The organism is Mesorhizobium sp. BH1-1-4, assembly GCF_020165665.1.
Taxonomy (GTDB): Bacteria; Pseudomonadota; Alphaproteobacteria; order Rhizobiales; family Rhizobiaceae; genus Mesorhizobium.
Genome location: NZ_JAIUIN010000004.1, coordinates 243,857 through 265,124, shown reverse-complemented (window position 1 = coordinate 265,124; position 21,268 = coordinate 243,857). Strand labels below are relative to the sequence as shown.

At 61.1% G+C, this 21,268-nt stretch carries 21 protein-coding genes; 8 read left to right on the top strand and 13 right to left on the bottom strand.

The window, feature by feature from the left end; all coding sequences use genetic code 11:
* Together scpB and LB569_RS10180 are read right to left on the bottom strand one after the other, a co-directional pair.
* Positions 1-699 (bottom strand): SMC-Scp complex subunit ScpB, encoded by a 699-nt coding sequence (gene scpB, locus LB569_RS10185; RefSeq protein ID WP_224692111.1) that lies wholly within the window; start codon positions 697-699, stop codon positions 1-3.
* Positions 700-701: 2 nt separating this feature from the next.
* Positions 702-1,652: a DUF1403 family protein gene (locus tag LB569_RS10180; RefSeq protein WP_224692110.1), complete on the bottom strand. Its 951-nt coding sequence runs from the start codon at positions 1,650-1,652 to the stop codon at positions 702-704.
* A 125-nt stretch (positions 1,653-1,777) separates the two neighbouring features.
* On the opposite strand from LB569_RS10180, the gene LB569_RS10175 reads away from it, so the two are divergent.
* Positions 1,778-2,920, top strand: a complete 1,143-nt coding sequence (locus LB569_RS10175) for a site-specific integrase (protein ID WP_224692109.1) — start codon at positions 1,778-1,780, stop codon at positions 2,918-2,920.
* A gap of 42 nt (positions 2,921-2,962) precedes the next feature.
* Here the strand turns inward: LB569_RS10175 and LB569_RS10170 are convergent, their stop codons facing one another.
* From LB569_RS10170 to LB569_RS10145, 6 genes are all read right to left on the bottom strand, one after another.
* Positions 2,963-3,481: an RES family NAD+ phosphorylase gene (locus LB569_RS10170; protein ID WP_224692108.1), complete on the bottom strand. Its 519-nt coding sequence runs from the start codon at positions 3,479-3,481 to the stop codon at positions 2,963-2,965.
* Positions 3,478-3,849, bottom strand: a complete 372-nt coding sequence (locus LB569_RS10165) for an MbcA/ParS/Xre antitoxin family protein (protein WP_224692305.1) — start codon at positions 3,847-3,849, stop codon at positions 3,478-3,480. Before LB569_RS10165 ends, LB569_RS10170 begins: the two co-directional genes overlap by 4 nt.
* A gap of 205 nt (positions 3,850-4,054) precedes the next feature.
* A complete protein-coding gene (gene repC / locus LB569_RS10160) occupies positions 4,055-5,260 on the bottom strand; it encodes a plasmid replication protein RepC (RefSeq protein WP_224692107.1) in 1,206 nt (401 codons plus the stop codon).
* A gap of 152 nt (positions 5,261-5,412) precedes the next feature.
* On the bottom strand, positions 5,413-6,378 hold the full coding sequence (gene repB / locus LB569_RS10155; protein WP_224692106.1) for a plasmid partitioning protein RepB: 966 nt from the start codon (positions 6,376-6,378) through the stop codon (positions 5,413-5,415).
* A gap of 77 nt (positions 6,379-6,455) precedes the next feature.
* Positions 6,456-7,658 carry a plasmid partitioning protein RepA gene (repA, locus tag LB569_RS10150; protein ID WP_224692105.1) on the bottom strand — a complete coding sequence of 401 codons (1,203 nt, stop codon included), beginning with the start codon at positions 7,656-7,658 and terminating at the stop codon, positions 6,456-6,458.
* Positions 7,659-8,425: 767 nt separating this feature from the next.
* Entirely contained in the window at positions 8,426-9,607 is a 1,182-nt protein-coding gene (locus LB569_RS10145; RefSeq protein WP_224692104.1) for an ROK family transcriptional regulator, read from the bottom strand.
* Positions 9,608-9,738: 131 nt separating this feature from the next.
* Here LB569_RS10145 and LB569_RS10140 point away from each other — a divergent pair, with 131 nt between their 5' ends.
* The 5 genes from LB569_RS10140 (at position 9,739) to LB569_RS10120 (ending at position 15,291) form a co-directional block, all read left to right on the top strand.
* Complete coding sequence (locus tag LB569_RS10140; RefSeq protein WP_224692103.1) at positions 9,739-11,025, top strand: ABC transporter substrate-binding protein; 1,287 nt, start codon at positions 9,739-9,741, stop codon at positions 11,023-11,025.
* Between the two features lie 75 nt (positions 11,026-11,100).
* Positions 11,101-11,964, top strand: a complete 864-nt coding sequence (locus LB569_RS10135) for a carbohydrate ABC transporter permease (protein WP_224692102.1) — start codon at positions 11,101-11,103, stop codon at positions 11,962-11,964.
* Entirely contained in the window at positions 11,961-12,809 is an 849-nt protein-coding gene (locus LB569_RS10130) for a carbohydrate ABC transporter permease (RefSeq protein WP_224692101.1), read from the top strand. Before LB569_RS10135 ends, LB569_RS10130 begins: the two co-directional genes overlap by 4 nt.
* An 8-nt stretch (positions 12,810-12,817) precedes the next feature.
* A complete protein-coding gene (locus LB569_RS10125) occupies positions 12,818-13,885 on the top strand; it encodes an ABC transporter ATP-binding protein (RefSeq protein WP_224692100.1) in 1,068 nt (355 codons plus the stop codon).
* Between the two features lie 23 nt (positions 13,886-13,908).
* Positions 13,909-15,291 carry an aminotransferase gene (locus LB569_RS10120; protein ID WP_224692099.1) on the top strand — a complete coding sequence of 461 codons (1,383 nt, stop codon included), beginning with the start codon at positions 13,909-13,911 and terminating at the stop codon, positions 15,289-15,291.
* Positions 15,292-15,592: 301 nt separating this feature from the next.
* On the opposite strand, the gene nagA is transcribed toward LB569_RS10120, so the two are convergent.
* From nagA to LB569_RS10100, 4 genes are read right to left on the bottom strand one after another with little or no spacing between them, the layout of a single operon-like run.
* The gene (gene nagA, locus LB569_RS10115) at positions 15,593-16,771 is read right to left on the bottom strand and encodes an N-acetylglucosamine-6-phosphate deacetylase (RefSeq protein ID WP_224692098.1); all 1,179 of its coding nucleotides are present in this window, start codon (positions 16,769-16,771) and stop codon (positions 15,593-15,595) included.
* Positions 16,768-17,802, bottom strand: coding sequence for an SIS domain-containing protein (locus LB569_RS10110; protein ID WP_224692097.1), 1,035 nt, complete (start codon positions 17,800-17,802; stop codon positions 16,768-16,770). The genes nagA and LB569_RS10110 overlap by 4 nt, the downstream gene beginning before the upstream one ends.
* Before the next feature lie 27 nt (positions 17,803-17,829).
* The gene (locus tag LB569_RS10105; protein WP_224692096.1) at positions 17,830-18,594 is read right to left on the bottom strand and encodes a GntR family transcriptional regulator; all 765 of its coding nucleotides are present in this window, start codon (positions 18,592-18,594) and stop codon (positions 17,830-17,832) included.
* Positions 18,591-19,475, bottom strand: coding sequence for an N-acetylglucosamine kinase (locus LB569_RS10100; protein ID WP_224692095.1), 885 nt, complete (start codon positions 19,473-19,475; stop codon positions 18,591-18,593). The genes LB569_RS10105 and LB569_RS10100 overlap by 4 nt, the downstream gene beginning before the upstream one ends.
* A gap of 363 nt (positions 19,476-19,838) precedes the next feature.
* Between LB569_RS10100 and LB569_RS10095 the strand changes: the two genes are divergently transcribed.
* Both LB569_RS10095 and LB569_RS10090 read left to right on the top strand, forming a co-directional pair.
* Positions 19,839-20,048, top strand: a complete 210-nt coding sequence (locus LB569_RS10095) for a hypothetical protein (RefSeq protein ID WP_224692094.1) — start codon at positions 19,839-19,841, stop codon at positions 20,046-20,048.
* Positions 20,049-20,510, top strand: a complete 462-nt coding sequence (locus LB569_RS10090) for a hypothetical protein (protein WP_224692093.1) — start codon at positions 20,049-20,051, stop codon at positions 20,508-20,510.
* A 41-nt stretch (positions 20,511-20,551) separates the two neighbouring features.
* Here LB569_RS10090 and LB569_RS10085 read toward each other — a convergent pair whose 3' ends face one another.
* Entirely contained in the window at positions 20,552-21,043 is a 492-nt protein-coding gene (locus tag LB569_RS10085) for a thermonuclease family protein (RefSeq protein ID WP_224692092.1), read from the bottom strand.
* Positions 21,044-21,268 lie beyond the last annotated feature (225 nt).

Here is a 21,268-nt window from a genome sequence, read left to right as displayed (position 1 = left end):
TTATTCGTCGAGGAAGCCGTTGGCGCCATCTTCTTCGACATCTGCAAATCCTGGGATGATGTTTCCGGCGAGGAGCTTCTCCTTCGACAGCAACCCGGCGTCCTCAAGCGCCTCGAAATCCGGCAGCTGCCGCAACGTGTCGAGCCCGAACTGCGACAGAAAATTTTTGGTCGTCACATAGGTGTAGGGCGCGCCCGGCTGCGGCGAGCGCGGCCCCGAGGCAATGAGATCCTGCGCGCGCAGCACGCCGATCAGATCGCGCGACACCTCCTTGCCGAAGAAGCTCGACAGCTCTGCGCGCGTTATCGGCTGGAAATAGGCAATGCACATCAAGATAAGCGCCTCCGCCTGCGACAGTTCTTTTGCCCCCTCGCCCGCTGCCGTGCCGAAGGCGGCGCGGATGGCGTCGCCAAAAATTTTCTTGGTCCGGTGCTGCCAGCCGCCGGCGACGGCGACCAGCTCGTAGGGGCGCCCGGCGAGCTCGGCGCGGATGTCGTCGATGATCAGCTCGAGATTGCAGTTCTTCCCCACCACCCGCGCGAGGACATTACGTGTTACCGGTTCGCTGGCGGCAAAGATCACCGCTTCGACGCGGCCCATCCATTCGCGCCAGCGCAGCTCCGGCGGCAGGTGGTCCAATTCCGTGTCGAGCAACACAGGCTGTTCGTTCGGCTTGCGGCGGACGGACGCTTCGCTCATCGCTACAACCCAAACAGCCGAAAAGTGGTGCGGCCGGACAGCTCGCGCACGGCATCGAGTTTTTGCAGCCGCTCGAACAGGCGCCGCACCGCAAAACGCGACAGGTTTTTGGTGGTCAGCGAGCCGGAGACGGCGTCGTCGTCGAGCAGTCTTTGGATCACATCGCCTGCCCCCTTTGCCCTGAGCTTCGGTGCGACGGCAATGAGCCGCTCCGCGCGCCGCGCCAGCTCGGCGGCCAGCCGGCAGGCGTCCGCCGCCGCCTGCGCCAGCGCCAGGCACACCGCCCGCTCAAAACTCTCGTCCGCGGGTCGGATGCGCTTGCCGCCGGCCCCATCGCGAGAAGCCGGACCGAAGGCCTGAGCCATCAGCAGCGGCAGCGGCAGCGGCCAACGCAGGCTTTTTGCCAGCACCAGGTCGGCGAGCCACCAGGCAAAAAGCTCGCAGTCGGGTCGAATGGCGACGACGTGAGCGGCGATCGCCGCGGCGGCGAACGGCGCCGACCGCTGGGGTACCGCGAGTTTTTCGATCTGCGTGCAAAGGTCGGGGAGCGCGTCGCCGTCCCAATGGAGGCCAAGCTGGTCGAGTATCTTCTCGAGCCGGTCGGGCGTAGCGGCGGGCGGCTGCCCGGCCAACTGCCGCCAGGCGCCATAGATGGCGCCGGCAGGACCAGGATCGGCGCCGGCCGGGCGCAGGTACCAGGCGTCGCGCAAGGCGGCCTCGTCCTCTGTACGGCCGGCGAGCCGCATGCTGGCAGCAGTACAACGAAGCGCCAGCCGCTGCCGCCAGGCCCCGGCCCAGCTGGCTTGCGCCCGGGCAAGGGTGTCGAGCGCGGCCAAGGCGGCGCCGGCCTGGAAAGCGGCGTCGGCGTCGCTGGCGGCGCCGGTGGCGAGCGCCCAGGTGGGCACGGTCGGCGGCGGGGCTGGGCTGGCGGTCGCGGGATCGAGGCGAATCATGATTTGGAGGGTAAAGCGCTCGTGCGCTTTGCACCATGATTTTCGCACCCAAACGCACAGCCTGTCGGGTCAGCAGAACGAATGATAATGTTGCATTATCACTCGTTGTTTGTCATACATGGAAAATGGCCTCTATCGTCGACCGGAAACGTGAAAATGGCGCTAAGGCGAGCTCAGCGCCGTCCCACAGCACGGCGTCGGCCGACGATTTGCCCGACATCGTCGGCATCGTCATGGAAATGGGGCAGACTTCCGACGAGTCGCAAAACGCCCCTCCCCTTCCCGCGCATCTAGAAAAACTCGCCGATCGCGCCCGCGACTATGTCGAAGCCGCCAATTCAACCAACACTCGCCGCGCCTACGCCGCCGATTGGAAGCATTTTTGCGGGTGGGCACGCCGACAGCATCTTGATGTGTTGCCGCCCAACCCGCAGGTCGTCGGCCTTTACATCACGGCCTGCGCGTCCGGTAAGGTAACGGGTGACAAGAAGCCGAACGCCGTCTCCACAATCGAGCGACGTCTCTCTTCCCTGACCTGGAATTTTTCTCAGCGCGGCCAGACGCTGGACAGAAAGGACCGGCATATCGCCACCGTGCTGGCCGGCATTCGCAACAGCCACGCCTCCCCTCCCCGTCAAAAGGAAGCCGTTCTGCCTGAAGACCTGATTGCCATGCTGGAAACGCTGGACCGCGGCACGCTGCGCGGTCTGCGTGACCGAGCCATGCTGCTCCTGGGTTTCGCCGGCGGCCTGCGTCGCTCCGAAATCGTCGGTCTCGACTGCGGCCGTGACCAGACCGAGGATTCTTCGGGCTGGATCGAGATCCTGGAAAAGGGGTTGCTGGTGACGCTGCGCGGCAAAACCGGCTGGCGGGAGGCCGAGATCGGCCGCGGCTCGTCGGGCGCGACCTGCCCGGTCGTAGCACTCCAGATTTGGCTGAAACTCGCGCGCATCGCACATGGGCCATTGTTTCGACGCGTGACAGGGCAAGGAAAGGCCGTCGGGTCCGAGCGGCTCAACGACCAGGAAGTGGCGCGGCTGGTCAAACGCACCGCGCTCGCAGCCGGGGTTCGTGGTGACCTGTCGGAAGGCGAACGGGAAAGGCTGTTTGCCGGCCATTCCCTGCGCGCCGGTCTTGCCTCATCGGCCGAGGTCGACGAGCGTTACGTTCAAAAGCAGCTTGGCCATACGTCGGCCGAAATGACTCGCCGCTATCAACGCAGACGCGATCGCTTCCGTGTCAATCTCACCAAAGCATCAGGCTTGTGAGGTGAAAGCCCCCTCCCCTGCCCTTCGGATGCCGAGAGTGCGTTATCGCCAGGATAGCTGGTCCTTCGGCAACCGGCCGCTCGGGTCAAATACAGTTACCTTGTGCGGCAAATCCGGACCCCAGTCCCAGAGGACGAGGTTGCGATCCTCCATCTCGGCGCTTGGCGCGAAACTTGGGACCACGATGCCGGCAATATTTCGAGGCCGCAGCCGGTCGTAGATGGACCAGGACGCTGGACGTTCTCCGTTGCTGAGCGCAGTCGCCCAGGCACAGGCCATCTCTTCGAGCGTCACGGAAAATGCCTCCCTCCCCTCTTGCGTCGTCAGGTCTGCGATGTCGTCACAATCGATCTCATAGGAACAAAGCACGCACGGATCGATGCGCTGTGCGAAGCCTTGGTTGGCTTCCTTGATCGCTGTCATGATGGACAGTGCCAAATAGAGTGCCGGCACGCCTTTGGGGTTGAAGCGGGCGCCTCGGATCGCGGCTCCTTCGCCGGAAGTCGGTTTGAATGCCCAACGTGGATCGTGTGCGCGGTAGCAGGTTTTGCCAACCCTCACGCAAACCCGCCAACGGCCATGTGATCGAGATAATCCCGCACAGCTGCTGCCTTGCCATCCTTCACCAGGGCCTCAGCGGTGCGGCCCCCAAATGCCGGAAGCGGCTGAGCCCGATACCAAGCCATCGCCTGCTCCTTGCCGCCCGCCCAATCCGTCACACGGCTGATAATCTCAAGCAACTCCCGCAGACGCCCCTGTGTCTTTACCGTAGCGCTACGCTCTGACCGATAAAGGGTCTCGCGTGCTAGACCGGCCGTCTGGGCCAACTGGCCTTTGGACATGCCAAAGCCGTCCGCGACCTGTTCGATCGCAATCTTCCCATTCCGGTCCATGTACGACAAGATGAGAGGCCCATTCTGCTCGGGCATCTTGAGTGCCTGTCCCACGGTGTTCATCCTACCATATCAGGAGTCATATTTCGTGTGCGAAAGATATGGCATTTCTCGACCGGTTTCAAGCCAACCCGTTCAGTGATCGCGCCGCAAACGCCTCGACAGGTGGGAAACGCGTCAGGCACCGACAGCACCGGTCATATCTTTACGCCGCTACCCCGCGATCTTGCCCTCCCGACGCTCATCCGGTCATTCTCGTGATGGCGCCATTGGCCTTCAGCGCCGCCATGAGCATAGGTCCAACAGAAAACTCACCCACCCTCGCCTTCTCGGTCAGCACGCGCAGATAGCCGCCGGCCGAGTTGATATGCTGCGCCCTTTGCAAAATGCAGGCGATCACCATGGCGGCAACTTCCTGGCCCATCACATGGCAGGCCTCCTCATAGGCCGAGGGCGAAACACCCAGATAGCCGCGCACCTGGGCTGCGGTGATCATCAACTCGCGCCAGGTGCCTATCCCACTGACGGCGTAGTCCGCAATGTCAGGGCAGGCCCGCAACACCAGTCCAATCGGATAGCCTTTCGGCTGCGCGGCCGGGGTAGATGCTGGCTCGGCCTCGGCCCTGCTTTTCTCGAAAGCCGGTTCAAATACAAAAGTGGAGTCTGTGTTTGAATCAGATTGCTGCCGCTCATTGTGGGACTCATTGCCGCTAGGATTATTGGCATTCGTGAAGCTTTCCAGCATCTTGTCGACCGCCTCGTGCAGCTCTACCAGATCTGAGACGATCCCCTGCAGCTCCGAGAGGGCAGCCCGGCGAGGAATCGCGTCCACAATGGCGCGGAAGCGCTTCCAGAGCGTACCCCAATCCCCGGGCACATCCTCCTCGACAGCGGCCTCGATCAACTTGTGAATGTCGCGGCGGTGCAGCGTGATGCGCTCCCGCATCAGTCTGAGCGCCCGGCCGTCGGCTCGAACCTGGTCTGCCGCCTGCTGAAACTCCGCAGCCCTGGTGAGCAACGGGGCTAGGGAGAAGCCGAAGGCCTCCACCACGGCTCCGCCCTGCCCTTTGCGGGCAAATCTTTTGCCGTTAGGGCTGTCCCTGCGGATGATGATACCGCAACTCACCAGTTCCGCCAGGTTCCTGCGCAGTGTGGAATCGGCCATGCCGTGCGCCCGCAGGGATAGCTGTGCGTTCGACGGGAAGACCATCAACCCGTTTTCCTCGCTGATCTGGTCATCTGGATAAAACGTCAAAAGCCCGCTGAGCACCGCCAGGGCACGATCGCCCACGCCAACAATCGACTTGCCCTCGCACAGCCACCGATAGACCTGCCACTTCTCAACGACAGAACCCTCCGGTATCTGCCTTGACGCCGTGTTGGCTTTCACCAAGGCAAGCGTCATCGGCCGCCGCCCAAAGGGCGTCGTCGCAAACCCACTCTCCATTTCCCTCACCTTTCAATCAGGCAAAAGAAATCTGCTCGCCGAAAGGGCGCCATGACTCTTGACAGTGATTCGGGGAAGTGCGATTCTCAGCTTGCTACAGACGAGAAGGGCTTCCGCGACGGCGACGTTCGGGGGCCTTTTTCTTTTGCGGTTCAGTCTCCCGTTTTCTTGGCTGTTTCCGATTGCCGAAAGGCCTCGAAAAGCTCGTCGAGCTTATCGGTTATGAACGCTCCGAACGGCGAGGCTTCCTTGGCCTTCAGGGCAAGCGTGAACACTTTTCCTGTGTCGGTGATCTTGGCTCGCACGGATCTGTCGTGCGGTGCCCAGGCCTTTTCCTGTGTCTTCGATGCTGCCGGCGTGCGTTTTGCCGGCGCGCTCATGAAGTCGAAAAGACGTGCAAACCGTGCGTCGCTGCCTGACTGCGCGAACTGTGCACTTGCCACATAGTCGGCCGCCCTGGCCGCGCTACCTGGATGCTCCATGAGCTTGGCGAGCTGCCACCATCTGTCGCGACCAACAGCCTTGGCAGCGCCAACGGCCACAATGACTGGCTCCGGAATGTTGCTGGTGACAGAACGCATCTTCGAGAAGGTCGTGTCATCGAGCGCCAAGGCAGACTTCACCGTGTCGGGCGTGTGGCCCCGCTTGAGAATGCGGTCGGCAAACAGCGTCCTTTCGATGAAGGACAAATTGGCCCTTGCGGCATTCTCTTGGCCCTGGGCAATGACATGATCCTCATCGCCCATCTTCTTGACGACCGCGCGAACCGGCCGCCCCAACTGGCGGGCAACCTTCACGCGCCGGTGCCCGAAGACGGTTTGAAAGCGACCGGAGAGCTCGGGATGAGGCCTGACCAGAATCGGAGAATCCTGTCCTCTTTCCCGAATGGCCGCGAGCAACTCCTGATACGCCTCATCGTCTTCGTCCAGGCGATCCGAAACGAAAGAGGTGTCCACAAATGCCGGATCGAGATCCACGACCGAGCTCTTGGAGAGCTCCTCGAAAGATTGCATTATGGAGCGCGACGCCCCGCGAACGGCATACCCGGACACGTCCTTCGCATCAGCCACTGCCGCCGAAGGGCCCAACACACTGCCGAAAATGTCCCTGCGCGCCATTCAACCGACTCCAATCGCGGTTAGCGATCTGATTTCACAGGCAAAATCTCCACTTTTTACTGCCGTAAACTTTGCCGTCATGACCGCCCCCACGCACGATGGATCAGCGTCGCGATTTCAGCATTGACCGCATCGAGGGATTCCAGTGCACGGTCGTAGGTGGAACGGGTAAAGGCCGACTTCTCCACCTCGTAGAGCGTCTGCTTGGTGAGACCCGCGTCCGAAATCGCCGTCGACTTCAACATCGGGTTCTCCAGGATCTGGCCGGCAAGCATGGACTGCATGAAGCCTACCATCTGCGCCTGCGGGATATCCGTCGGCTCGTAGCGTGTAATCAGATATCGAAACCAATCGAGCTCGATTGCCGCACCGGCGGCCTTGATGGTTTTCAATATGCCGCCGAGCATGAGCAGGAACTGGCTCATCGACATCAGGTCGAGCATCTGCGGATGAACTGTAATGAGAACCGACGTCGCCGCCGACATGGCCGTCAACGTCAGATAGCCAAGCTGAGGCGGGCAATCGACCACGACAACGTCATAGCGATCGTCGACCTCCGTCAACGCCTTCGCCATGCGCGTGAAGAACTGGCGCCCGGCACTGGACGTCTTGTCCTGCATGGCGAGCGGCGTGTCGTATTCGTATTCCTGCAGCTCGAGATTGGCGGGGACGATATCGAGACCGGGAAAATTCGTCGGAATGATTACATCCGCAATCGAGCGGCGCTCGTCATCGTAACGGATCGCCTCATAGAGCGAGAGGTTGTTATCAAGTTCCGGCTGGAACCCATGCAGGGCCGACAGCGAGGCTTGAGGATCGAGATCGATTGCAAGAACACGGTGGCCGGTCAAGGCCAGATGCTGGGCGAGGTGGGCGGCAGTCGTTGTCTTGCCACTGCCCCCCTTGAAGTTGACGACGGCAACGACCTGGAGCTTGTCGCCGGACTTGCGGTGCGGGACATACTTCTTGACCTCGGTCCTGCCATGCTGGTCCAGGAAATGGCGCAGCTCCAGCATCTGCTGGGCAGTGTAGGACCGGCGTCCCGATGGGATCTGCTCGGGCAGGGGCCCCTTGCCCTCCAGATGAAGGCGCTTCAGATTGTTTTGCGAGACACCAAGATAGTGAGCTACTTCTGCCATCGAAAACGAACGCAGCGTCTTCGCCGCATTGGGGGGGAACTTCTCCATCCGAAGCTGATTGAGGCGCCGTGATATCTCAGCACCCTGCTCGAGGATCTTCTCATCGAACTCGAAGCTCGGTAGCCGCATGGCGATATTCATTCTCGTCGAAAACCTGAATTGGCGCTTTTTGCGATGAAATTATTCAACAAGCGCCATTAAGCTCCGATTCGGAAGGCCCGGCAAGAAGTTTTAGGTTAACAGAAGGTTAACAGCGCCAGCGGGCTTTCTTGCGGCCGATCTGTGTTCGTCGGATAGTAGCAGGTTGTCGTTCGAGACTGGAATTCTCCGGCTAAACGCATGTTTTTTCTAACACAAAGAGCAGTTTTTACGGCAGTAAAAACCGCTCCATCAGCGGAGCGGCTTGGGGGGAGGGGGCGTTCCATCCCGTTCAAGAGCCGGCGGACTCGCTTCGCCGGCTGGGGTTGGTGTACGCATCAAAGTAATGGCCGCCCGTCCATATAGACGAGCTGCAAACGTCCAAGGCTCGAGCCACCCCAATTCGTCTCTGGAAGCGGCCTGAAGGGTATTTGCCTACAGCGGAGGCAAGCGCGCCTCCGGCAGGCGCGCTTGCGTGCGGGGTCAGCCGCTACCTGACTGAATGCCGATCGCCAGAGATCGCATTCGCGCGCCATCGTGGTGGGACGTGCGGGAGAGCGCCCGAAACCGCCAGGGAAGCGTTCACAGCAAGCCGACGACGGTATTGGTAACAGACCCGTGGTGGCGGTTGCAAGCTGATCTCGGGAAGGGGAGGGCGCCCACCATCTTGTAACACGAACCGAGTGCCGTCAAACCGCAGGAAACAGTCAGTCCAGCGGGTCTCCAGGGCTTGCCCGCGCGCTGCCAGCCGTGCACATGACAATACCCGGTCAGGTATATGGACTGAGTTCTCGATAATGCGGATTGAGCGTCGTTAAAAGTGGCAATACGGCCGCGCCGCGCACCACCGCATCGGGGCCAAGGCCACTCCGCATCATTCGAGGCAAAGTTCTTTCAATTCGTCCAACTGATGGCAGCAGCGGCTCGGCGCGCGCCATGAACGCATTGATCAGCCAGTCCGGCGCATTGCCACCAATCATTATCGTTTGTGGATCGAACAGATTCTCGACAGCGTTGATCGCGTTGCGTAGAGGCTCCACTCCTTCCTGGATCCAGCTTTGGATTTCAGGGTGGCTGGCATCAAAGCGGGTAGAAAAGTCTGACATCGTTGCCGCATGGGCGCCTTTGGCCGACAAATGTTTCATCGCGGAGTCCACCGAAACATAGGTCTCAAGGCAACCGCGCTTACCACAGATACATTGGTGCCCTCCTGGCACGACGGTCAGATGTCCCAACTCTCCGGCGTTGCCGCTTGCTCCACCAAATGCCGCACTATGGATCATCACCCCGCTGCCCAATCCCATGCCAAAATAGATATAGACGAAGTTCGTCATATGCCTCGCAATCTCCCCAAACCGCCACTCGGCGATGATGGCGCATTGCCCGTCATTGGCCAGCGACACGGGAAATCCCGTGGCCTCGCGCAGCAGTCCGCGCAAGGCAAGGCCGTCCCACCCAGGAAGCCGCGGCGGGCTCAGTCCGGCAACCGCGAACGGTCCGGGCGTCGCCAGGCCGATGCCGAGGAAGCGTTCGTGCGGGATTTTCGTCGCTGCCATTAGGCGCTTGGCCGCGAGGTCGAGTTCGATCACTGCGCGCTGGGGTTCAAGGTCATCGAGTGGCCGATCTTCGCGGTGCAAGACGTCGCCTGCCAGATTCACGGCGATCGATGACATCTGTCCGACATCAACATGGAAGCCCAGCGAAAAGGCACCGTCAGGATTGATGCCAAGCGGCGTTGGAGGCTTGCCAACGCGGCGTTGAGTGGATTTCGTCTCCTGAACGAACTTCATCGAAATCAGCTCGTCGACAAGATCTGAGCTGGCCTGCTTCGACAGGCCGGTGGCATCAGCGATGCCCGAACGCGAAATGCCGCTGCTCGTGCGAATGGTGTCAAAGACGACCCACAGATTGATGACCTTGGCCTTTACGATGTTGGTGGCGCTGAGCAGCATGAAACCCTTTCTGACCGATGATTTTCATTAGTAAGTCAAAATGACGGAATAATTATTGACAGCTTGCCGATCCTGCGTCAATTTCCCTTTCGCCGAGGTGTAGAGCAAATGAGAACAAGGGAAACCACGATATGTTCGACAACTTTACGCGCCGAAATTTCATGCGCACAGGAGCAGCAGCGGGTCTCGCAGCGACAATGCCTGGTTTCCTGACCAGGCCAGCCCATGCGCAATCTGCCGCCCTGAACGTCTTTTCGCCGCTGCCACCGGACCCGGCACCGCCCGGTGCCGCGAATTTCTCGAAGGACGCTTTCGCGAAGTGGCAGGCTGCTAATGGAGTGACGGTCGACTACGAAATGCTGGCATGGCCGCAACTCCATGACCGCATGGCAACAGCTTTCGCGTCGGGCTCCTCACCCTGGGATGTCGTCTACAATTGCGGCTGGGTCCCGGAATTTCAATCTTACCTGACGCCTTATGCCGACACTTTGCCAAAGCAGCTGGTCGATGACCTGCCGCCATCGAGCTTCTCGACCGTCACTGTGGACGGCAAACGGTACGGCACCGTTTTCACCCTGTCGCTGCTGACCCTGTTCTACAACAAGGAGCACCTGGATCAGGCGGGATTCAAGCAAGCGCCAAAGAACTGGGACGAGTTCAAGTCCTATTCCAAAGAGCTCACCCGCGACGGGCGTCATGGCCTGGTCATGAACTACGGCGATCCCGCCGGCATCGGCGGCACTGCCAGCTACTGGATGGTTTTCCTACAGCAGGCCGGAGGCAAAATGTACGGCGCGGACGGCTTGCCAATCTTCAAGGGCGACGCCGGCGTCGAAGCCTTGCAGACCATGGTCGACCTGATGCCGTCAACGGACCCCGGATCCATCTCCTATGCCAGTATCAATGACGCCACCAACGTGCTGCTGGCGGGTCGTGCCTCGATGATGATGAACTGGCCGTTCATGTGGAATGCTGGCAACGATCCCAACCAGTCGAAGGTGGTTGGCAAGTTGGCCAGCGCGGTGCTGCCGGCGGGCCCGGCGGGCAGTGCATCCATCGACGGCACCGACGCCTGGACCATCACCAAGACAAGCAAGAATCCGGAGAAGGCCCAGCAGCTCATAGAGTTTTATCTCGACCCCGAGGTGCAGAAGCGTCAGGTGCTCGACTCAGGCTGGCTGCCGATCCGGCTTTCGGTCCTGGCCGACAAGGAAGTGCAGGCCAAGGCGCCAAACGCGGCGGTCGTTCTAGAGCAGGCAAAGCACCCCTACGACAGTTTCGTCACAGCCGACTACAACCAGGTGACAGTGGCCGTCGGCACCGAGGTGCAAAAGGCGCTTCAGGGCCAGAAGACTGCGGCCCAGGCCATCGCCGACGCGCATGACGCGGTGACGGCAATCGTAAAGCGTCGCGGCTGATCACTGGCCAGTCGAACAGGCGCCACGGGCAGGGCAATGACAACCACATTCGAGCAACGCCGGCGAAGGACAGGAATGGTCTTCGTCGCTCCGGCCCTGATCGTGCTCGCGGCGATCCTGGGCTACCCGATCATCGATTCCATCCTGCTTTCACTGCAGCGCGTGCAGATGACGGGAGGAGCGATCCAGCAGAGCTGGGTTGGAGCAGGCAATTTCCAACGCCTGTTGATGGACGCCGTGTTCTGGAAGGCGGCCCTCAACACCGCCTACTTCTCTGCGATGGAGGTCGTGCTGGTCACCCTGGTCAGCCTCGCCGTCGCCCTGCTCCTGAACCACCCGATGGGCCGCTCGGGATTGTTCCGCATCCTGCTGATCATTCCGTGGGCGATCGCCCCGGTCGCAAACGCCGTCCTGTGGAAATGGATCCTCAACGCCAATTACGGCGTCTTGAACGGCATACTGAAATCGCTCGGCATCATCGACAGCTACCAGGTCTGGCTTGGCACGCCGTTCTACGCGCTCAACTTCCTGCTGATCGTCGACGTCTGGAAGTCGGTGCCGTTCGTTGCCCTGCTCATGCTGGCGGGACTACAACGTGTGCCGCAATCGCTGTACCGCGCCGCCTACATGGACGGCGCGGGGCCGCTGCAGAGCTTCGTGCATGTAACGCTGCCAACGATGCGTGGCGTCTTGGCCATCGCGATCGTGCTGCAGACCATCTGGTCCCTGCGCGTCTTCGATCTGGTCTTTGTGCTGACTCGCGGCGGGCCGGCCGACGCCACCGCGCTGCTCAACTTCCTCGCATACCGAGTGACCTTCAACTTCCTCGACCTCGGCTATGGCTCGGCGATCGCCAACGTCATCTTCGCACTGACGTTCATTCTTGCGGCCCTCTACGTGTGGATATTGTGGCCGCGCAAGGCGGGAGACACGCGATGAGCTTTGACCGCTTGCGGCATGGCGGCCCGTTCCGGCGCGCTTGTATCTTCGCCGGCCTCGCCGTATTCGTCTTCTGGTCGGCTGGCCCTGTCATTTGGCTACTCATATCGAGCCTGCTGCGGCAGGACGCGTTGATCCAGCAGCCGCCCGACCTCTCGCCACAAAATTTCACGCTTGCCAATTTCGCGACGGTCATCGGCGCGGCGGCAGCCCTTGGCCGCGGCATTCTCAACTCTTTGATCGTGTCGACGTTCTCCACGGCAGTCGCCCTGTCGCTGGGCGCACCGGCCGCCTACGCGCTGGCCAGGCTTCCCGTGCCGCGCGCCAACGGCATCGCCTTCCTGATCCTCGCCACCCAAATGCTGCCCGGCATCGCCATCGCCATCCCGCTGTTCATAGCCATCAGCAAGCTCGGCCTGATCGACAATGTGTTGTCATTGGGCGTGGTGTATCTGTCGTTCAATCTCCCGATCGTCATCTGGATCCTGCGCGGCTTCTTTGCCGGCATTCCAGCGGGTATCGAAAAGGCGGCCGCCGTCGATGGGGCGGGAATCGTCGCCACCTTCTGGTACATCATCTTGCCGATCTCGTTGCCGCCGCTGAGTGCTGCCGCCGTCTTCGCTTTCGTTGAAGCCTGGAACGAGTTCTTCTTCGCCCTGATCCTGACGCGCCAGCACGCACAAACGGTGCCGTTGGTGATTGCCCAGTTTGCAGGACAATATCAGACCGTGTTCGGGCAGATGATGGCCGCCGCCGTCATCTGTGTCGTGCCCGTCATTGTCCTTGCCATTCTGTTCCGCAACCAGATCATCCGCGGCTTCGCGGATGGCATGATGAAGGGTTGATCCCGCACGTGACCGCCATCGAACTCAAAAGCATTTCAAAGGTCTTCGGCAGCTATACCGCGTGCCGGGATGTCAACCTGGCGATCGCGGAAGGCGAGTTCATCACGCTGCTCGGCGCCTCGGGCTGCGGCAAGACGACAACGCTTAATATGGTGGCTGGACTGGAAGACGTCACTTCCGGCGACATCCTGATGTCGGGACGGCGGGTCAACGACCTGTCGCCGGTACAGCGCGACGTCGCCATGGTTTTCCAGAACTACGCGCTCTATCCGCATATGAATGTCGCGCGCAACATCGGCTTCACGCTGAAGATGCGCGGCATGGATGCCGACAGCATCCGCGAGCGCGTCGAGAAGGTCGCAAGCTCGCTGGAACTTTCCAGCATGCTCGACCGCTTGCCGTCGCAGCTTTCGGGGGGTCAGCAGCAACGCGTCGCGATCGGCCGTGCCCTGGTGCGTGAGCCGAAGATCTTTCTGTTCGACGAGCCTTTCTCCAACCTCGACGCCAGCCTGAGGATGAAGATGCGCGCCGAGGTCAAGGAGCTCCACCAGCGTCTCGGCGTCACCTCGATCTTCGTCACCCACGATCAGGAAGAAGCGATGTCGATTTCCGACCGCATCGCGGTGATGAACCAGGGACGGGTCGAGCAGCTCGGAACGCCGGAAGAGATCTACAGCCGACCCGCCACGCGCTTCGTCGCGACGTTCATCGGCAGCCCCCGCATGGAACTGGCACCCGGCGAAATCGTCTCCGGCGCTGGCGGCGTCGCTTGCAGGATCGCCTCGGTTGAGTTTCCATTCACCGCTCAGAGCGGCACCGTTGCTCCCGGCCGGCAAGTGGACGTCGGCATCAGGCCAGAGCATGTCAAGTTGGGCGGCGCCGGTATGCCTGCAACCGTGCGGCTTGTGCAGCCAGTGGGTCCCACGACGCATGTCACTGTCGACTGGCAGGGCGGGACGCTTGTCGCCAGCATTCCCGGTTTTGTGCGGCTCAGCCCTGGCGCGTCCATCCACGCCGCAATCGACCCCGACCATCTTCTCGTGTTCGACCGCCAGAGCGGCGAACTTCTTGCCTGAACTTTGAAGGAAAGATCGATTCCATGAACCAGCATCTCAAGTCGAATTCGATCGCGGGCCGTGATGTCGCCGCGCATCTGCATTCACAAACGAACCCCACGCGTTTCGAGGAGACGGGGCCGCTGATCATTGCGCGTGGCGAGGGCATCCGCATTTTTGATGACGCGGGCAAGCCATACATCGACGCCATGGCCGGGCTGTGGTGCGCTTCGCTGGGCTTCAACAACGAGCGTCTGGCAGCGGCCGCGACCAAGCAATATGCCGAGCTTGGCTTCTACCATACCTTCTTCAACCGCACCCACGCACCGGCCGTCGATCTGGCCGAGAAGCTGCTGGAACTGACGGGCATGGCAGGCGGAAAGGCCTATTTCGCGACGTCCGGCTCCGAAGCCAATGAAACCATGGTGAAGCTCGCCTGGATTTACCACACGGTGCGCGGCAAGCCGACCAAGCGCAAGGTGATCGCGCGTGACCGCGCCTTCCATGGCTCGACAATCGCGGCAGCCTCCATGTGCGGCCTAACCTTCATGCATCGCGAATTCGGCCTGCCGATCGCAGGCTTCGTCCACACGCTCTGCCCCGATCCCTATCGCAACATGTTGCCGGACGAGAGCGAGGAGCAATTCTCGCAGCGCCTGGCCGACGAGTTGGAAAAACTGATCCTGCGCGAAGGCCCCGACACGATCGCTGCCTTCATAGCCGAGCCGATCAATGCCGGCGGCGGCATCGTCGTGCCGCCGAAGGATTATTTCGCCAGAATTCAAGCGGTGCTGGAAAAATACGACATACTGTGCCTGGATGATGAGATCGTCTGCGGCTTCGCACGCACCGGCAACTGGTTCGGCAAGGAGACGGTCGGCATGCAGCCGGACATGATGTCCCTGGCAAAAGGCCTGTCATCAGCCTATTTCCCGATTTCCGCAGTCGTCATGGCGCCGAAAATCTATGAAACGGTCAAGCAGTTCAACGAAAGGGGCGGCTCCTTCGGCCACGGCTTCACCAATTCGGGGCACCCGGTCGGCGTCGCCGTCGCGCTGGAAGCGATCAAGATCTACGAGGACATGGATGCCGTCGAGCATGTGCGCAAGTTGGGCGCCAGGCTGCGCGGGCATTTCGACGACATCTCCGGCAGGTTCCCGATTGTCGGCCAGGTGCGAGGGGCGGGCCTCATGCTCGGCATAGAGATCGTTGCCGATCGCGAGACCCGCGCGCCGTTCGCTCCGGCCCTTCAGGCCGGGCCAGCCTTTGACCAGATCGCTTACGAGAACGGCCTGATCTGCCGCTGCATGGGTGATACGCTTGGCTTCTCACCACCGCTGATCGTCACCGAAAGCGACGTCGACGAGATAGCCGGGCTTTGCGAGAAGAGCCTGCGAGGCCTTATGATCCATCTATTGCCAAACTAAGCGCAGCTTTGCACTTGAATCGCGGCTGTCTCTCGCCGGATTAGGCAGGATCAAGCATTGCGTACGCGAGCAATAACGATCTCACCCTCGGAGAGGCCTGAATTTAATACGGTTCGAAAACATCACGCCGCCGTTGCCGGTTCTCTCCCAGCGACTTGCAACGTTGCGCGGCGCGCCCTGCCGGTCCACCTCCCCACCGGCAGGGCGCCTCTCGCGCCGCATAACGGGCGACACCTGAGCGAGAAGCCATGTGATCTCCCCAGGCGAGGGACGTGTGCCTTAAACGTCGAGGGGCCTCGGCTCAAACGACGAAGGGAGCGCCCGCGTCGAAAACCTTCCGCCCGCCTATCCAGGTCGAGTTGAGCTCAAGTTCAGGCGTCAAAAGCACAAAGTCCGCATCGGCTCCGTGTATAAGTCGACCCTTCCGCGAGGCGATGCCCATGGTGTCGGCAGGATACGCGGAGGCCATCCGAAATGCTTCTTCAATCGGCAGGCCAAGCTTTTCATGCACGAAGCGGACGGAGGAAAGCATGTCAATGTCGGCCCCGGCGAGCGTGCCGTCGGCCAGGGTCAACCGTCCGTCCTTGCGCAGGATTTCGCGGCTATTCAGGAAGAAGCGCTCCATATCGGTGCCGATCGTCGACATCGCATCGGTCACGAGGAAGATGTGTGCCGGCCCCTGCTTGGCGCGCAACGCAATGCCCATCGCCGCCGGGTCGATATGGAAGCCATCCGCGATCATTCCAGCATGGAGCGAACCGGTCGCGAGCGCCGCCCCAACGACGCCAGGCTCTCGGTGACCAAGGCCGCTCATGGCGTTGAACAAATGCGTGACTGCGCGGGCTCCCGCTTTGGCAAAGGTGCTGCTTGTCTCGAAGGAGGCATCGGTGTGACCAAGGCTGACGACCACGCCGGCATCGGCAAGTGCTTTCACCTGCTCCATGGTGGCATTTTCCGGGGCGACCGTCACCATCAAGCAGCCCAGTTGCGTCACACAAGCGAGCATCTCGTCGAGGTCCAGCTTTTCCATGGGACGGATCAGCGCCGGATCGTGCGCGCCCTTGCGAGCGAGCGAGAGGTGCGGGCCCTCGAGATGCAATCCGAGGAAGCCCGGGATACCAGCGGCCTTCGCCTCCAGGCCAGCCTTTATCGCTGCGGTTTTCGTTTCGCGTGTGTCGGTGATTAGCGTCGGCAGCAATGCCGTCGTGCCATAGCGCGCATGAGCCGCACAGATTTGCCGGATGCTCTCAAGCGTCGGCTGCTCGTTGAAGAGGGCACCGCCGCCTCCGTTGACCTGCAAGTCGATGAAGCCCGCAACCAATAGCAACCCGCGCGCGTCGATCGTCCCCAGGCTGTCGAGGCCAGCATCTTCACGAATGATGGAACGTACATGGCCTGACTCGATCACGAGCGCAGCATCGTCATGCCATTGCATGCCGTCAAAGATGCGCGCACCCGTGATCCTTGATTTCACAGTCATCTCGTCTCTGTCACCTTCTTGAGGTTTGCGGGGGCATCGGGGTTGTTGCCGCGCGCGCGCGACCAAGCCTCGACGAAGCCATAAAACGGCAGGACCAATACCAGCGCATCGGTGATAGGATGACCGGTCTCGACGAAGGGGAGGCGCTTTGCATTTGTTGCCCGTGCCGAAGTCGTATGTACGATGGCCCCCATCGCATGCAGGGCATCGGCAGTCTCGGTAACGGAGGCTTCGGCAGCGTCGCGGGCCGCAAGCGCCAGAACCGGAAAGCGAGTGCCGACCAGTGCGACGGGTCCGTGCAGCACTTCCGCAGCAGAATAAGCCTCGGCATGAATGCCCGTGGTTTCCTTGAACTTCAGCGCCGCTTCGCCGGCGATCGCCAGTGCCGGCCCCCGACCCAGCACGAAGATGGAGTCGGCATCACCCACATCGGCGGCAAAGTCGTTCCATTCAAGCTTGATCGCCTCCGCGAAGTGCTTGGGCAGATCCGCCACAGCGCGTTTCAAAGCAGCATCCGCGGTCCATTCACTCAGCACCGCAAGTCCCGCTACAATGGAATTGACGTAGGACTTGGTGGCGGCCACCGCAGTTTCTGGGCCGGCCAGAATGTCCAAAGCGTGGCTGCAGGCATCGGCAATGGGCGACGGCAGGGTATTGGTCAGCGCCATCGAAGTAGCGCCTGCGCGCGTTGCTGCGTCAGCCATCGCGACGATGTCGGGGCTTTTGCCGGATTGCGAGATCGCGATGGCAGCGCCCCGGCCTAACTTCAGCTCGGTACCGTAGATCGACGCCAGTGACGGTCCGACTGAGGCGACCGGCAGCCTGGCTGTGAGTTCAATGGCATACTTCAGGAACAGCGCGGCATGATCCGAGGAGCCGCGCGCGATCGTCACGACGAATGCCGGGTCTTTGACGCGCAAGGCCGTACCCACGCGGGCGAAGTCTTTCGCCGAGCGATCTAGCAACCTGGAAGCAGCCTCGGGAATTTCATCGATTTCTCGCCGCATGTTCGTTTGCGTATTGGGGTGCATTGGGGGCGCCTTCCTCAGATCGTTTGGTCAAGTTTCTGAAATCTTGAATTCGCTGACGAAGCCACCGGCGTCGCCGCGGAAAACTGAACAGGTAAATTCGATCGGTCGGCCTGAAGGAAGAAAGGCGACCCGTTTGGCCAACAGACCGGGCGCTCCACATTCCACCTCAAGGACAGAGGCATCGGGGTTGTGAATGCCGCACGCGAGAATGCGCTGGATCGCGCGCACCGGCCGCACCTGCGCATCTTCGAACGCAGCATAAATAGATGAGGTTACGCGCAGCGGGTCGGGCAGGAATTCTGCAGATATGCAAGTGCGCTCGATGGCAAGTGGCAGATCATCGCATATGCGCAACCGGTGAAGTCGCGCGACCTGAACCTCGACCGAGAGGCCAAGCGTCATCATCTCCTCAGGAGAGGGATAGCTGATGCTACGCTCCATCCACTCCGTCCTAACGTTGGAGCCGCGCCAGAACATCTCCTCAGTCAAAGAGGTCATATGCGACAGGCCCTGATCTGCTTGAGAGGCCAATTGAGCAACGAAGGTCCCTGAACCAGGACGGCGCACAAGCAGACCTTCGCGTACCAGGTGGTCGATTGCTTTCCGGACGGTGACACGGCTGACCTTGGCGTAATCAGCGAGAGCGCGCTCGGGATACAGAACGTCGCCATGGTGGAGTTTGCCCGACAGGATCGCCTCTTCGAGCGACAGCCGAAGCCTGTGGTACAGCGGCCCGGCTTCTTTGGTATCCAAGCCACCAAGCGGAAGAATCGCAGCGAGCCTGGCGCTCATCCGATCGTCCCCGGTGAGCGCAAAAACCGCGCAACCGCAAGCGCCACCGCGCCGGACAGTGCATCGCCCTCGGGTTCTGTCAGCAATGCTCGATGCCGGGACGCAATCCAGGGAGAATAGGAGGGCGCCAATCCGCCGAGCAGGCAAATCCTATCGGTTCCCCGTGAGACCAACAGGTCAAGCACGTCGTCGACTGTGCCGGCGGCATCTTTCAGCAGACGTGCCGCAATACGATCTCCTCGCTCGGCGAACTCGAATACTCGCGGCGCATAGCGACCGAACTCGCCTGGTTTTGCCTGTCGGGCAAATTCGACGATGTCTCGCGGGTCGTTGTTGAAGTCCGAAAGGACGGAATCGATTGCCATAGAGGAGCGATGAACCCCGTCATAGGCTAGCAGGCTTTCTTGCAGGAGCGCATGGCCAAGGCGAGCGCCGCTGCCAAGGTCGCCGACAGTGAAGCCCCACCCGCCGGTGTAAGTCAGCTTTTCGCCCTGGCGCGCGATATAGATCGTGCCAGTCCCCAAAATGGCGACAGCGCCGTCCTTGTCACCAAGTGCGCCCTGAAGCGCGATCAGCCCGTCGGACTCGATCTCGGCGGCGATAAAGGGCAGCCGCTGCTTCACGTAATGGACAGCGTCGCCGACATTGTGACCCGCGGCCCCGACAACAGCACGCGCAGCCGCAATGCCGTCGGGATCAAGTCCGGCTTGCTTGAAGGCCCCGCGCGCTGCGTCGGTTATGTTCAACAGAGCCGTCTGGGGGTCCGAGAGAATGTTGGCAGGACCGGATCTTCCTCGCCCGAGGATACGACCGTCTGAACCTGCTACTGCCGCCCGACAGCTCGTTCCCCCGCCGTCTATTCCGATCACATAAGAGGTCATGGAAGCCTTAATCTTGTGAACACACACCGCTCAGCGGTTCTGCCTCAGGGCCGCCAAAGCATTGTTCTCGCCGCGATGACGAGCGATTGCTTACCTTGGCAAAGGTCGGGCCCGCCCGGACTCTAGTCGAGCTCAGTTAAGGTTTGTACGTCGCACAAACATACAGGAATGTCAAAAGGGAAAGTGGGAATGCGCAGCAGACGGAGAAGCGGATAGTTCCGCCACGGCGGTGCGCAGACTGCATGGTCCCGATCCGCCTGTTTTGCCTACGGTGAACGAAAAAGGAACAAACTATCGGAGCGGCCCTTGACGAGACAGGAATATGTTCCTTATTCCTGAGGGCCATCTGAGCAGGAAAGGGCTATGGGAAAGCGGCAGAACGCGCCCGCCGGCGAAGCTATGTCTGAATTGGAAGAGGTTGCTCAACAGGCCATCGCCGCGGCCGGCGGGGACGCCGTGGTTGCGTTGCTGAATGTCCTTGCCAAGAACATCGACCTGGAGCGGGAACTGGCCTTGTCGCGGGCCGCGGTCTCGAACGGCTATTCTCGCGCCTGGCACAAGGCGAGGCTCTAAATGGCAGAGACGGCGGAGGACAATTTCCGGATCGAGGTTTGGGACCGGGAGGAGAAAACCCATCTCGAAACAATATGCCGGTCTCCGGACGCCATGGTGAGCCAGGCGGCCTGGCAGGCCGCCATCCGACGCCGGCCAGGAATGCTGCTGATCCACTATAACAGCCGGCATGTCATGGAAAAGATCATCACGCCGGGGGATGTGAGGGTGCCGCCGCAGACCATCATTGACGGCAGCGTTCACGCAGGGTTGGACGTCGCGCTTGGAGATTTGCGCCAATGGCACACGCTCCGAGCCTGGTGCAAACACTGCTCGCACCATGCCGAGGTGAAGCCAGCCGGGTTGATCCGGCGATATGGCAAGGGTGCACTGTTCAGCTCCGTTGAGAGAGCCCTTTTCTGCACGAGCTGCGACAGAGGAGGGCCGGTAAGACTGGAGATTCACAAGCTGCCGCGAAACTGAATTGGCTCCACCCCGAGCCGAAGGAGATCATCCCTGAGCTCCTAGTGATCCTTGCGCCAAACCCATGGCTTGTCGAATGAGCCGGCCCACATACCGCGCTTTGCGGTTCTGGCTTCCCTCTCTGCCCGAGCGTAGAAGCCAGCGCTATATTTCGGCCAATCAAGCGCATAGCCCTGCTTGACCACCCATTCCCCGATATCGATGCCTCCGGCGGTGCAGACGGCGACTATGCGACTGTACCGATCGCGGTCGACTTCAACGCACGATGTTGGGCGATGCGCCTTGAGGAGTTCGGCCAAGGCAAGGGATGCCCGCTGGCCGCAACGATACTTCCTGCCGGAGGCATCGGAGCAAATCTGAGCACTCTCCGGTGCGTCTATGCCATTGAAGCGAATTCGCTGCCCATGAATTTCGATTGTGTCGCCGTCGACGACAGATGCAATGCCCACCAGCGGCTCGGCTACAGCAGGCAAGTTGCCCGACAGAAAGCCGACCGCCAGGAACAAGCTACCAACGAGGGGAAAGCGCGTCATGCTCCGTAACTTCTGCCAGCCATCATACGTACAGCCGGGCGCCTTTGGCATCATCCTTCTCGCGATATGCACCTATCGCCACACGCCGGTATGGCGCCGGCCTCTCTGGGCGCCGGAGCACCTTCGCAGGATCCAACAGCATGAGAACGCCTATGATCGCACCGCGTCGATAGTCCGAAACGCAATTGATTCCCACAACGACCGTCCGTCCCCTAGGCATCTATC